Origin of the sequence: Asanoa sp. NPDC049573, assembly GCF_040676615.1 — a bacterium.
Lineage (GTDB): Bacteria > Actinomycetota > Actinomycetes > Mycobacteriales > Micromonosporaceae > Asanoa.
Genome location: NZ_JBFAPI010000010.1, coordinates 246769 through 259614, shown reverse-complemented (window position 1 = coordinate 259614; position 12846 = coordinate 246769). Strand labels below are relative to the sequence as shown.

Sequence of the window (12846 nt, the reverse complement as noted above, 5' to 3'; positions counted from 1 at the left end):
CTCGTTGTTCCGGTCAGCAGCACTCGGCCTGACACAACGGGGGAAACCATGAGGAACTTCAGGCGGGCGTTGTCGACCGCCCTGCTGGCGCTCACACTCACCAGCCTGGGCCCGGCGGCCGCGGCCGCCGCCCATCCCGGCCCCACCCCGTCCGCGACCTCGGCGTCGCCCGAACCCATCGTGGGCATCAACATGGTCGACCCTGACTTCGGGTCGGCCCGGGGCGGCTTCGTCATCACCGTCGACGGCGTCGGGTTCGTGCCGGGCCAGACCGGCGTCCGCCTCTGCGACGTCGACATTCCACCGGCCGACGTCGAGGTCGACCAGGCCGGCAACCAGCTCACCTTCACCGCTCCGCCGTGCTCGCGGATCCAGACCCAACTCCTCGTCACCACGCCGACGGGATCGGCCTCGGTGGTCTACGCGTACGAGGGCGCCGCCGGCCTCCCGGTCACCGGCGGCCCGGTCTGGCCGACCCTCCTGGCCGGAACGGCACTGACCCTCGCCGGCGGGCTGGCGCTCCTGTTCACCCGCCGGCGGTCGCCGGTTCCCACGCACCGCTAGCCGCCGCGTCGCGGGCATAGTCGGCGAAGTCGCGCGGCGCCCGGCCCAGGGCGTCGCGCACGCCGTCCGTCGTGCGTGCGTTGCGGCCGTCGAGCACCTCACCGAACAGGTAGACGATCAGACCGATCTCCTCCTCGGGTACGCCGTACCCGCGCAACTCGCCCGCGTAGGCGTCGAGCGGCACCGGCACGAACGTCACCTCGCGCCCGCCGGCCTTCGCGATCTCCCGCGCCGCCTCGGCGAAGGTCAACGCCCGCGGCCCGGTGACCTCGTAGACCCGGCCCGCCGGCGCGTCACCGGTGAGGGCGGCGACCACCACGTCGGCGATGTCGTCGCAGTCGACGAAGGGTTCGGGCACCTCGCCGGCGGGCAGCACGAGCGTGCCGTCGCGCACGCCGTCGGCCATGAACGCCTCGCTGAAGTTCTGCATGAACCAACTGGCCCGCACGACCGTCCACGCCGTGCCGGTGCCTTCCACCGCCGCCGCGAAGGCGGCCTCGCTGGCCTGCGCCTCCTCCTCGCCGCGCCCGGAGAGCAGCACGAGATGCTCGACGCCGGCCGCGGCCGCGACCCGGGCCAGGTCGCCGATCAGCGCCGGGCTGCCCGGCACGGCCAGGTCGGGATAGAAGGTGACGTACGCGGCCCGGACGCCGGCGAACGCTGGTGCCCAGGTGTCCCGCTCGGCCCAGTCGAAGCGGGGCGTGCCGGTGCGCGAACCGACCCGCACCGCGACGCCGCGGTCGGTCAGCCGGTCCACGACCCGCCGGCCCGTCTTGCCGGTTCCGCCGATCACAAGAAATGTCATGCGTCGAGTACAGCCCGCGCGGGCGCGCGCCTGAATGGCTCAGACGCTCGCCCGCATACGCGGGCGTCTCATGCCGGCGGCGGCACGTAGCCGAACTCGACGATCCGCTGGGCCGACGCGGCATAGGCGCCAGGGTCGTCCGGCGCGAACGTGCCCAGCCCGTCGACGTAGCGGTTGAACATGCAGAACGCGGCCGCGATGAGCACGGTGTCGTGGATCTCCACGTCGGTCGCCCCCGCGTCCCGCGCGGCGGCGACCAGCGCCGGCGTCACCGCGCGGCCGTCGTCGCGCACCGCCGCCGCGATCCGCAGCAGGGCCCGCAGCTTGGCCGAGATCGGTGCCGCGTCGGGATCGGCCCGCACCTGCTCGACCAGTGCCATGCCGGGCTCGAGTTGCGCCGCGGCGAACGCGGAGTGCGAGTCGCGGCAGAAGGCGCATTCGTTGAGGGCCGACACCTGCGCGGCGATCAACTCCCGTTCGCCCCGCGAGAGCGAGTTGGGCGCCCGCAGCAGCGCGTCGGCGAGCGCGTTCAGCGGCCCGGCGGTCTCCGGCCGGTAGCGCAGCAGCCCGGTGATCCCGGGCGCCTGCTTCTCGTCGAAACCCAGGTCGATGTGTGCGATGACGTCACTCTCCTCCGGCCGGCACGCTGACGGTGCCCATTCTCCGCCCGTGACCGATTGACGCGCAGCACCGAGGGGGAACAGGGTGGGTCGATGCGTGTACTGGGTCTGAGCTCCGGCACCTCGCACGACGGCATCGACGCGGCGCTGGTCGCGTTCTCGGTGCCACCGGGCGGCGACGCACTACGCGCCCGGCTGCTGCACCACGCGACCGCGCCCTACCCGCCGGGGTTGCGGGCGGCGATCCGGGCCGCACTGCCACCCGGCAAGGTCCGCCTCGGGGATGTCTGCGCGCTCGACACCATGCTCGGGCAGGCGTTCGCCCGAGCGGCGACAGCGGTGCTCGACGCGGCCGGGCCGGCCGACCTGATCTGCTCGCACGGGCAGACGCTGTTCCACGCGGCCACCGACGGCACCCTGCAACTCGGCCAGCCCGCCTGGATCGCCGAGCGCACCGGGCTGCCGGTGGTGGCCGACGTGCGGGTGCGCGACGTGACCGCGGGGGGCCAGGGCGCGCCGCTGGTGCCGGTGCTCGACCTGATGCTGCTCGCCGGCCGGGAGGGGCGGTGGGGCGCGGTCAACCTGGGCGGGATCGCCAACCTCACGGTCGCGGTGCCGGGTGAGGCGTGCGCCTACGACACCGGGCCGGGCAACGCGCTGATCGACGCGGCCGCGCTGGCCGTCACCGGCGAGCCCTACGACCGGGGCGGTGCCCTGGCCGCGAGCGGCACCGTGCGGACCGAGTTGCTCGACCGGTTGCTGGTCGAGCCCTACTACGCGCGTACGCCGCCGAAGTCGACCGGCAAGGAACTGTTCTCGGCGGCCTATCTCGACGGTGCCGGCGGTTACCCGCCGGCCGACCTGCTCGCCACGCTGACCGAGTTGACCGCGGAGACGGTCGGCGCCGAGATCCGCCGCCACCGGCTCGACCGTGTGCTGGTCTCCGGCGGCGGCGTACGCAACCGCACGCTGCTGGCCCGCCTCGCCGCCCGCGCGCCCGGGGTGACCCTGGTGCCCTCCGACGACCTGGGTCTGCCGGCCGACGCGAAGGAGGCGGTGCTCTTCGCGCTGATCGGCTGGCTCACCTGGCACGGGCTGCCGGGCGCGGTGCCGGCCGCGACCGGCGCCACCGGCGGGCGGTTGCTCGGCGCGATCACCCCCGGCGCCGTGCCGCTGCGGCTTCCGGCACCGCTGGCGACACTCCCCCGGCGGCTGGAGATGGAATGACCGTCACAGGTGCGACGGCGCGTGGTCGGCACTGTGCGGCGCGACCGTGCCGTCCGCGTTGAGGACGTGCAGCATCGTCGACATGCCCTGGTCGGAGTGGAACTGCATGTGACAGTGCAGCATCCAGTTGCCGGCGCCCACCGAGTCGCCGGCGACCACCTGGACGCCGAACGAGTCGCCGGGGCCGACGGTCTTGTTGTCGATCACCCGCACCGCGTTGACCAGCGCCTTGTCGGTGCCGTCCAGCGTCCCGGTGCGGGTGTCGGCCCAGGAGTGCCCGTGCAGGTGGAAGGTGTGCATGTCGTTGCCCAGGCCGATGACCACGAACTCGACCCGCTCGCCGGGCTTGGCGATCAGGCAGGTCGGGCCGGCGACCGGCTTCGTGGCGTCGCACGTGTCGGTCGCGGAGCCGCGCCGCAGGTTGATGGTCTGCCGGTCGCCGAAGGCGGTCACGTAGGTCCGGGCCGGCTTGACGTCGCCCTGCCGGCGCACGATCAGTGCACCGAACAGGCCCGCTCCCACCCCCGCCGTCCCGTGTGGACCGCCGACCATGTGGTCGTGGTACCACCAGTAGCCGGCCGTGCCCTGCGCGCCGGTGGCCGGGTCGCGCGGCTTGGCGTACCAGTAGTAGGTGCGCTGGCCGCCCGGCGCGACGTAGGAGTTGGTCCCGAGGGTGCCGTCGGACGACGCGGTGTATTTGACGCCGTGGGCGTGCAGCGACACCGCGAGCGGGTGGACGCTGTCACCGCGCAGCGACTCCAGCGTGGCCGACGAGACGTTGTCGTGCAGGGTGACCGCGAGACACTCCCCCTCGGTCATCTCGATCGTCGGCCCGGGATAGGACGCCGTCTTCGCCGTCAGGCCGTAGCCCAACCGGACCTGCCTGGTGGTGGGGTCCTTGGCCAGTTCGACCGCGTAGAGCTGGATCGTCCGGGTCGGCTTGGCGCAGCCGTCGGGCTGGGCGGCCGGCGCCGCCGCGACCGCCTGTCGAGCCCGAACCCCGGCGGGTGGCCCGGCTGCCGGTTGAGCCCCGAAGCGGAGCGCCCCCGCGCCCACCAGCGTCACGGCGAGGGTCGCCACGGCCAGCAGCCGGGGCGCGCTCGCCCATCCCAGACGTGAGATTTCCTTCTGCGCACGTGCCACGTCCGAGCCTACGACGACGCCGCTGACCTGCACCGTTTGCCGCGCCGACGGCAAGATGGCCGGGTACGGGCGTCGCCCGTACCCGGCCATCACCGGTGTTGGATCAGTAGGTGCGCACCCGCACGTTGCGAATCTCGATCAGGTCGTTGTTGCTGTGGTTCTGCAGACCGATGTAGCCGCTGAGGAACTGGCGCAGGTCGGTCGGCGGGTCGCCGGCACGCGACGACTGCTTGCCCGGCGTGTTGTCGAACTCGTTGATCACCACGCCGTTGCGGATCATCGTGAAGTGCTGGCCGACCACCCGGATCTCGTAGTCGTTCCAGACGTTCTTCGCCGTCACGCCGGCCTGGGCCAGCGTGTTCGGGTCGAAGTTGTAGACCGAGCCGGTCTTCTGCGGCTCGCCCGTGTCACCGTCGTAGATCTGGATCTCGTGTCCACAGTAGATCGCCACCCAGGCCTGCGACGAACGCGCCGACCCGACCGTGCCGCAACTGCCCGGTGGCCGTTGCTCCAAGGGCGTCCGCGGGTCCGGGAACCGGATGAACACACCGCCGTTGGCCCGGAAGCCCTCCGGTGCGACGTCCTTGAACTGCAGCCGGATGGAGTAGTCGGCGAACTGCTGGTTCGCGTACCACAGCATGCCGAGCCCGCCGGTGCTCCGGATCGAACCGTCCGGCCGCAGGCCGAACCCACCGCTGGGCGCCTGCCGCCAGCCGGCCAGGGAGTAGGCCGTGCCGTCGAAGAGGGTCTGGTAGCCGTTGGTCGCGCCGATCGGCGACTGGGTGCCGACCCGCCGCAGCGTGTTGGCCTCCTTGGTGTCGACGACATGCGCGGCCGTGAGCTCCGCGATCACCGTCTCGAGGTGGTCGGCGAAGGCGCCCCGGTTGGGCCAGGTGGTCTCGTCGTCGATCAGGTCGTTGATCGTGCAGCCGCCGCCGACCTGGCGGTTGGCCACACCGGTGTCGGTCTCCAGCATGTAGACCGTCGGCCGGGCGTCGGGCGCGGTGCAGCCGGCGGTGACCGGGATCTTCGACGTGACGACCTCACCGTCGGCGTAGGTCACCTTCAGCGTGGCCTCGAAGGTGCCGTAGCGCTTGTAGGTGTGTTTGGGGTGCGGTGCGGTGGAGCCCGCCGTACCGTCACCGAAGTCCCACTGCCAGGCGACGCCGCCGACCCGGTTGCTCGAGAACGCGATGGTGCGGGGCGTGCCCGGGGTCGCCGAGATCGCGGTGGCCAAGCTGGGGTTCGGGGTCGCCTGGCCGCCCTGGTAGGTGATCCGGATCAGCTTCTGGTTGCCGTGCAGGGTGAAGAAGCCGCCGCCGTAGTCGAGCATGTAGAGCGCGCCGTCCGGGCCGAACTTGGCGTCCATCCAGGACTGGAGCTGGGTGGTGCCGTTGGTGCCCGGCGGGATGATCCGGCGCAGGTCCTCGGCGAACGCGGGCGCGCCGGCCTGCTTGGCCGTGGCCGGGTCGACCGTGATGGCGACGCGGTTGTTGCCGTTGGACTCGTCACCGATGAACCACTTGTCTTCCCAGTGTGCCGGCCAGGCGACGCCGCTGTTCACGTCGACCTGCGAGCGGTGGTAGGTCGGTCCGTCCATGATGGCCTGACCACCGCCGCTGAGGTAGGGCTGGGTGTAGGTGGTCTGCGACTGCACGTAGGTCGGCAGGCCACTGCCGTCGGAGCGCTTCGGGAAGACCGGGCCACCGCCCTGCGGCGAGTACCAGATCATGTTGTCGCGGACCGGCGGGAGGTTGACCAGACCGGTGTTGCGGGGCGACTCGTTCTTCGGGTTGTCGCAGTCGTACCAGCCGGTGAGGACCGTCGCGTCGGTGTTGCTGCGGTCGCGGTAGGGCTGCCGGTTGCCCATGCAGTAGGGCCAGCCGTGGTTGCCGGGCTGCGTGATGATCGTCGCGGTCTCGTACTTGGCCGGGCCCAGTTCCGGGCTCGGCGCCCCGGCGTCGGGGCCGACCCACGCGGCGGTCAGCCAGTGGTTGACCTTGTCCCAGGCGATCCGGGCGATGTTGCGCACACCCATCACGTAGATCTCCGGGCGGGCCTTGCCGCCACCGCCCTCCTGGCCGGTGAACAGGTTGCCGTCGGGGATCGTGTAGGTGCCGTCCGCCTCCGGGTGGATCCGCAGGATCTTGCCGTTGAGGTTGTTGGTGTTGCCGGCGGTGCGCCGGGCGTCCTGGAACGACAGCCCCGCGAACTCCTCGGTCCAGTTGTTGCCGGAGTAGCCGTCGGAGCCGCCGGACGAGTTGTTGTCACCGGAACCGATGAACAGGTTGCCGGACTCGTCGAAGGTCATGCCGCCGCCGGCGTGGCAGCAGCTGTGGATCTGGGTGTCCCAGTGCAGCAGGTCCTTGCGGGTGGCCTGGTCGATGCTCTGGGTGGCCTTGTCGTAGGTGAATCGGGACACGGTCCGCTGGCCGACCCGCTTGACCCGGTCGATCGACTCGTGCGGCATCCAGAATACGTAGAACCAGCCGTTGTCGGTGAAGTTCGGGTCGAGCGTGATGCCGACCAGACCTTCCTCGTTCTTGACCAGCTCGCTGCCGCTGCCCCGGTTGCCCATCACCTTGAGCGTGGTGAGGAGCTTGACCTGCTTCGTCCGCGGGTCCCAGGAGTGGATCGTGCCGCAGCCGAGGCCCACGTTGGGGTCGTTCCAGTCGACGACGGGGCCGCTCGGGCAGGCCGCCTTGCCGATGTAGAAGACGGTGCCGTCCGGCGCGATGGTCAGGCCGTGCGGCTCGCCGATCTGGTCGAGCTGGCCGGGCTGGTTGGCCGCGGTCAGCCGCTCGACCTTGTAGTTGGACGCGATGGTCGCCTGGCAGTCACCGCGCACCAGGCCGGTGGTCCACTGGATCGCGCCCAGCAGGTGGCCGAGGAACTTCGTGTCGGTGGTGTAGCTCGCCTCGGTGCGTCCCATGCCGGTGTAGAAGGACCGGCCGCCGTCGTAGTCGCGGCACCAGGAGATCGGGTGGAAGGCGCCGTTGCCGCTCAGCCCGGCGTTGTAGGTGTTCTCCTGGACCTGGGCGATGGTCTGCACCGTGCCGGTGGGGTTCGGGTCCCAGTTGATCCACTGGTCCGAGCGGGTCCAGGTCAGCGGCAGGCCCTTGTTGGCCGGGTGCTGCCGGTCGGTGACGCTGACCGTCGCCTGCTGCACGTTGCTCTCCGGCGGGGGGCCCGCGTCCGGCCCGATCAGCCACAGCTCGGCGAGCTGGATCAGCGGCTCACCGCTGTTGGCCGAGATGTCCAGCCGGTAGTACTGGTAGGCGGTGGTGTTGGTGAACGAGAACTGCCGGGTCTGGAACCGCTGCGGGAAGACCTCGTTCGTACGCGTGTCGAGGTCGGTCCAGCTCTGCCCGTCGTTGGAGCCCTGGAGCTTCCAGTTCTTCGGGTCCCGGCCCGGGAAGTCGTTGGCCGAGGTGAGGGCGTAGCGGTTGACCACGGTCGGGGCGGCCAGCTTGCCCTGCGCCCAGCCGGTGTTGGTGCGGACCAGCCACTTGGTGCCGGTCGAGCCGTCGAAGAGCTGGGCGATGCCCTCGTTGGGCGCGTTCTCGCCGCTGGCCGCGCGCTCCACGACCTTCTCGGCGTTGGGCAGGCTCGGCGCCGGCCGGCTGCCGATCAGGCCGGTGAACCACTCGGACGCGGGCTGGGCCCGGGCCGCGTCGTGGACGCCGACGAAACCGCCGCCACCCTTGACGTACGCCTGGAACGCCGCTTCCTGGCCGTCGTCGAGCGTGACGCCGTTGGCCGACAGGAACACGACGCCGCGATATCTGGCCAGGTTGTCGGCGGTGAACACGGCCGGGTCGCTGGACTCCTTGACGGTGAACCCGTTCTCGGTGCCGAGCTTGCGGACCGCGGCGACCGCCTTGGCGATCGGGTCGTCCTGCTGGTCGGACGGGCCGTGGAAGACCAGCACGTTGACCGCGCTGGCACCCCAGGTCGGCGCCGCTGCCGCGGCGGCCGGCGCGGATGCCGGCCCGGACAAGATGCCGAGCGTCAGCACGGCGGCCGACGTCAGCGCGAACGCGCGACGCAGCGCCGTTGCGGCGACCCGACGCCGCTTTCGGTAGGCCATTCCTGCTCCTTCGTGAGGCTCGCGGAATCCTGTGGTCATTGGTTATGTCCTGCGTGCGCCGCGGTCGTGTCCGCCGCGTCCGCCGCCGGCACGTGGTCGGCGCTGTGCGGCGCGAGCGTGCCGTCCGGCTGCAGGACGTGCAGCATCGTGGCCATGCCCTGGTCGGAGTGGAACTGCATGTGGCAGTGCAGCATCCAGTTGCCGGCTCCGACGGAGTCGCCGGCGACGACGGTCACGCCGAACGAGTCGCCGGGCCCGAGGGCCTTGTTGTCGATGACCGGCACCGAGTCGGCCAGGGCCTTGTTGCTGCCGTCGAGCATCCCGGTGCGGGTGTCGGCCCAGGAGTGCCCGTGCAGGTGGAAGGTGTGCATGTCGTTGCCCATGCCGATGACCAGGAACTCGACCCGCTCGCCGGGCTCGGCGATCAGGCAGGTGGGGCCGGGCACCGGGTTGGCGGGGTCGCAGGTGTCGGTCGCCGCGCCGCGCTTGAGGTTGATCGACTGGAGGTCGCCGAACGCGGTGACGTAGGTGCGGTTGGGCCGCAGGTCGCCCTGCCGGCGCACGACGAGCCCGCCGAACAGGCCCGAACCCTGGCCGCGGGTCCCATGTGGACCACCGACCATGTGGTCGTGGTACCACCAGTAGCCGGCCGTGCCCTGCGATCCGGTGGTCGCGTTGCGGGGCTTGGCGAACCAGATGTAGGTGCGCTGCCCGCCCGGCGGCACCCACGAGTCGGTGTGGATGGTGCCGTCGGAGGCCGGCGTGTATTTGACGCCGTGGGTGTGCAGCGAGACACCGAGCGGGTGGTTGGGATCCTGGCGGAGCGCTTCCAGGGTCGCCGCCGGGACGTCGTTGTGCAAAGTGATCGCCAGGCACTCCCCCTCGATCATTTCGATCAGCGGCCCGGGGTACGAGGCGGTCTCCGGTGTCAGGCCGTAGCCCAGCCGGATCTGGTTGTTGTCACGGGGCAACTCGACCGCGTACAGCTGGATGCGCCGGTCGGGTTGGACGCAGCCGTCCGGGCGGTCGCCCGGCGCGAGGGCCGCGAGTTCCGCCTTCTGCTGTGCGCTGACCGCTGGGACCGCGGCGGGCGCCCCCGGCGCGGCGGCCGACAGGCCGCCGAACCGGAGGACCCCCGCGCCGACCAGCGTCACGGCGAGGATCGCGACGGCCATCAGCCGCGGACCGCCCACCGAACCCAGACGTGAGGTTTCCTTCTCCACTGGTCCTGTCCTTTGCCTACGGGGTGAGCGGTGCGATGCGGACGTTGCGGAAGCTGACCGCGTCGGCCGCGCTGTGGTTCTGCAGGCCGATGTAGCCCTCGGCGTTCTGCCGCCCGTCGGTGCCCGGGTCGTCGGCCCGCGGCGGGCTGAAGAGCTGGCCCGGGCCGTTGGTGAACTGGTTGATCAGCTTGCCGTTGCGGAAGACCGAGTAGTGCTGCCCGACGACCCGGACCTCGTAGTCGTTCCAGGTGCCCTTGGCCGTCACTCCCGCGTCGGCCAGGTTGACCTGGTCGAAGCCGTACACCGAGCCGGTCTTGTATTGGTCGCCGCTCGGGCTGTCGAAGATCTGCAGTTCGTGGCCGTATTTGATGGCCACCCACTCCGGCCGTGGCTCCTGCGGGTGCTGGTGCACCTGCGGGAAGCGGACGAAGACGCCGCTGTTGGCGCGCCCCTCACCGGGTGCGTCGTCGCGCCACTGGAGCTTGAGCGAGAAGTCGCCGTAGGTGCGGACCGGGAACCAGAGCATGCCCAGGCCGTCGACCGGCTGGCTGCTGATCGAGCCGTCGGCGTTGCGGCGGAAGCCACCGGCGCCGACCTGCTCCCAGAGCTTGAACGAGGCCGCCTTGGTGTCGAGCAGCGGTGTGTAGCCCTGCACCGCCTCGGACCTGCCCACGTTGCTCTCCCGGGCACCCCTGACCAGGCCGTTGCGGTCCTTGAGCGGGATGAAGCCCCGGCTGTGCAACCGGTCGGCGAGCTCGGTGACGTGCGCGACGAACTCGGCGGCGCTGGCCCACGGCGACTCGTCGAGGACCAGGTCGTTGATGCTGCAACCGCGCTCCACGACCCGGTTGGCGACGCCGGTGTTATGCGTGCCCATCCAGACCGTGGTCCGGTTGTCGGCGACCGTGCAGGTCGGCGCCGGCGGGCCGCTCTCGACCACGGTGAACGTGGTCGACGCGGTGCCGGAGACGTTGCCGGCCCGGTCGGTGGCCCGGTAGCTGAACGTGTGCACGCCCGCGCTGTTGACCGTGACCGGGCCGGTGTAGACCAGGTAGCCGCGGCCGTCCAGGGCGTATTCGACGCGCAGCAGGCCGGACTCGGTGTCGCTGGCGGTGAGCGTGACGGTGGCGCTGCCGACGTAGGACCAACTGCCGTCGAGCTGTCCGGCGATGGCGGCGTTGACGGTCGGCGCCGTGGTGTCCGGGTTGGGCACCGCGACCACGGTGAAGGTTGCCGTCCGCGGCGTCGAGGCGTTGCCGGCGTTGTCGGTCGCCCGGTAGCTCAGGGTGTGCGCGCCGACCTGGTTGACGGTGACCGGCGCGGTGTAGGCCGCGTAGGGCGCGCCGTCGAGCGAGTATTCGATGCTGTCGACGCCGGAGCCCTCGTCGGTGGCCGCCAGGGTCACCGTGGCCGCGCCGACGTAAGCGCCGGCCGTGTCGCGGGTGCCGGTCACGGTCGCCGTGGCCGCCGGCGGAGTGTTATCGGGGTTGGGCGCGTCGGCCACCGCGAACCGCACGCTGCCCGGCGCCGAGGTGTTGCCCGCCTCGTCGGTCGCCCGGAAGGTGACCGTGTGCTGGCCGACCGTGTTGACCGTGACCGGTGCCAGGTAGGCGGCGTAGGAACCGCCGTCGACCGCGTACTCCACGATGTCCACACCGGACTCCGCGTCGGCGGCGGTGATCGTGACGGTCGCGCTGCCGAGGTAGGCGCCGCTCTCGTTCTGGTCGCCGGTGACCGCGGCGGTCACGGTCGGCGCGGTGGTGTCGGGGCCGGTGGTGTCGGCGACGGTGAAGGTGACCGTCTCCGGTTCCGACGTGTTGCCGGCCTCGTCGGTGGCGCGGGCGCTGAGCGTGTGTGCGCCCGGCTGGGTGACCGCGACCGGCGCGGTGTAGGCCGCGTAGGGCGCGCCGTCGAGCGAGTATTCGATCGTGGCGACGCCCGAGTCAGCGTCGGTGGCGGCGACGGTGACCGTCGCGGTGCCGACGTAGGCGCCGTCGTCGTTGCGCTCGCCGGCGACCGTGGCGGTCACCTCGGGCGCGGTGTCGTCCGGGCCGGGAGCGTCGACCACGGCGAACGCGACCGACTGCGGGCTGGCGGTGTTGCCGGCCTCGTCGGTGGCACGGAACTGCACGGTGTGCTGGCCGGCACCGCTGACCGTGACCGGCGCGGTGTAGGCCGCGAAGGCGCCGCCGTCGAGCGAGTATTCGACGGTGGCGACACCGGAACCGGTGTCGGTGGCGGTGATCGTGACGGTGGCGGTGCCGATGTAGGCGCCGTTCTCGTCCTGGTCGCCGTCGACCGCCGCGGTCACCGTCGGCGGGGTGGTGTCGTCGTTCGGCTGCACGACCGTGAACTGGGTCGAGCCGATCTGCGAGGTGTTGCCGGCGACGTCGGTCGCGCGGAACCGCACCGTGTGCGCGCCCGGGCTGTTGACGGTGACCGGCGCCGAGTAGGTGCCGAACGGCCCGTCGTCGAGCGCGTACTCGACCCGGGCCACGCCCGAGTCGGCGTCGGTCGCGTCGACCGTCACGGTTGCCGCCCCGATGTAGTTGCCGTCGCCGTCGCGCTCCCCCGCGACCTGCGCCGACACGGTTGGCGCGGTGGTGTCGCCGCCGCCGCCGGTGACCACCAGCAGGCCGGTCATCTGGCCGTGCCCGGGGATCGAGCAGAAGTAGTGGTAGGTGCCCGGTGTCAGCACCACGTCGACGGTGTGCCGGCCCCCGCTGCCGTCGGACGGATCGGCCACGATGTTGATGTTGACGTCGTTGTTGTAGCGCGGGTCGCCGGTGTCGAAGGTCAGCGTGTGCTGCATCCCCGTGGTGTTGCCGGTCGCCGCGCTGTTCTCGAAGACGATGGTGGTGGGGCCCGCGACGGCGGTGGTGGGCACGGACGCGTAGGCCTGGAAGCTGTCGGCGGCCGTCCAGGTGAGCACCTGGGCCTGCAACTGGGCCGGGGCGGCGGCCTTCGGGTCGGCGCCGGCCGGGCCGGTGCCCGACAGGAGCCCGGCCAGCACCCCGCTGGCGAGCATGACGGTGACGGCCGCGAACGCCGCCGAGGGCCGGCTGAACCGACCGCCGACGAGGCGGGCGAGCAAACGCGTTCGCGTGCCACGTCGCACGGAACTGCGCCTGGAGAAAATGGGCATGTCCGGCATACCTTCCGCAAGTCGACCGA

At 71.6% G+C, this 12846-nt stretch carries 8 protein-coding genes; 2 read left to right on the top strand and 6 right to left on the bottom strand.

The window, feature by feature from the left end; genetic code table 11:
- Positions 1-48 precede the first annotated feature (48 nt).
- Entirely contained in the window at positions 49-564 is a 516-nt protein-coding gene (locus AB0J74_RS23265) for a hypothetical protein (RefSeq protein WP_363451204.1), read from the top strand.
- On the opposite strand, the gene AB0J74_RS23260 is transcribed toward AB0J74_RS23265, so the two are convergent.
- Together AB0J74_RS23260 and AB0J74_RS23255 are read right to left on the bottom strand one after the other, a co-directional pair.
- Positions 527-1369 carry an NmrA family NAD(P)-binding protein gene (locus tag AB0J74_RS23260; RefSeq protein WP_363451202.1) on the bottom strand — a complete coding sequence of 281 codons (843 nt, stop codon included), beginning with the start codon at positions 1367-1369 and terminating at the stop codon, positions 527-529. The two genes, AB0J74_RS23265 and AB0J74_RS23260, sit on opposite strands and share 38 nt — an antisense overlap.
- A 68-nt stretch (positions 1370-1437) precedes the next feature.
- Positions 1438-1989: a peroxidase-related enzyme gene (locus AB0J74_RS23255; RefSeq protein ID WP_363451253.1), complete on the bottom strand. Its 552-nt coding sequence runs from the start codon at positions 1987-1989 to the stop codon at positions 1438-1440.
- A 93-nt stretch (positions 1990-2082) separates the two neighbouring features.
- Between AB0J74_RS23255 and AB0J74_RS23250 the strand changes: the two genes are divergently transcribed.
- Positions 2083-3216 (top strand): anhydro-N-acetylmuramic acid kinase, encoded by a 1134-nt coding sequence (locus AB0J74_RS23250; protein WP_363451200.1) that lies wholly within the window; start codon positions 2083-2085, stop codon positions 3214-3216.
- A gap of 3 nt (positions 3217-3219) precedes the next feature.
- Here the strand turns inward: AB0J74_RS23250 and AB0J74_RS23245 are convergent, their stop codons facing one another.
- The 4 genes from AB0J74_RS23245 to AB0J74_RS23230 all read right to left on the bottom strand — a co-directional run bounded on the left by AB0J74_RS23245 (position 3220) and on the right by AB0J74_RS23230 (position 12766).
- On the bottom strand, positions 3220-4359 hold the full coding sequence (locus AB0J74_RS23245; RefSeq protein ID WP_363451199.1) for a multicopper oxidase domain-containing protein: 1140 nt from the start codon (positions 4357-4359) through the stop codon (positions 3220-3222).
- A gap of 103 nt (positions 4360-4462) precedes the next feature.
- Positions 4463-8449 carry a ThuA domain-containing protein gene (locus tag AB0J74_RS23240; RefSeq protein WP_363451197.1) on the bottom strand — a complete coding sequence of 1329 codons (3987 nt, stop codon included), beginning with the start codon at positions 8447-8449 and terminating at the stop codon, positions 4463-4465.
- A gap of 35 nt (positions 8450-8484) precedes the next feature.
- Positions 8485-9672 (bottom strand): multicopper oxidase domain-containing protein, encoded by a 1188-nt coding sequence (locus tag AB0J74_RS23235; protein WP_363451195.1) that lies wholly within the window; start codon positions 9670-9672, stop codon positions 8485-8487.
- A 16-nt stretch (positions 9673-9688) separates the two neighbouring features.
- Positions 9689-12766: a family 16 glycoside hydrolase gene (locus AB0J74_RS23230; RefSeq protein ID WP_363451193.1), complete on the bottom strand. Its 3078-nt coding sequence runs from the start codon at positions 12764-12766 to the stop codon at positions 9689-9691.
- Positions 12767-12846: the final 80 nt, after the last annotated feature.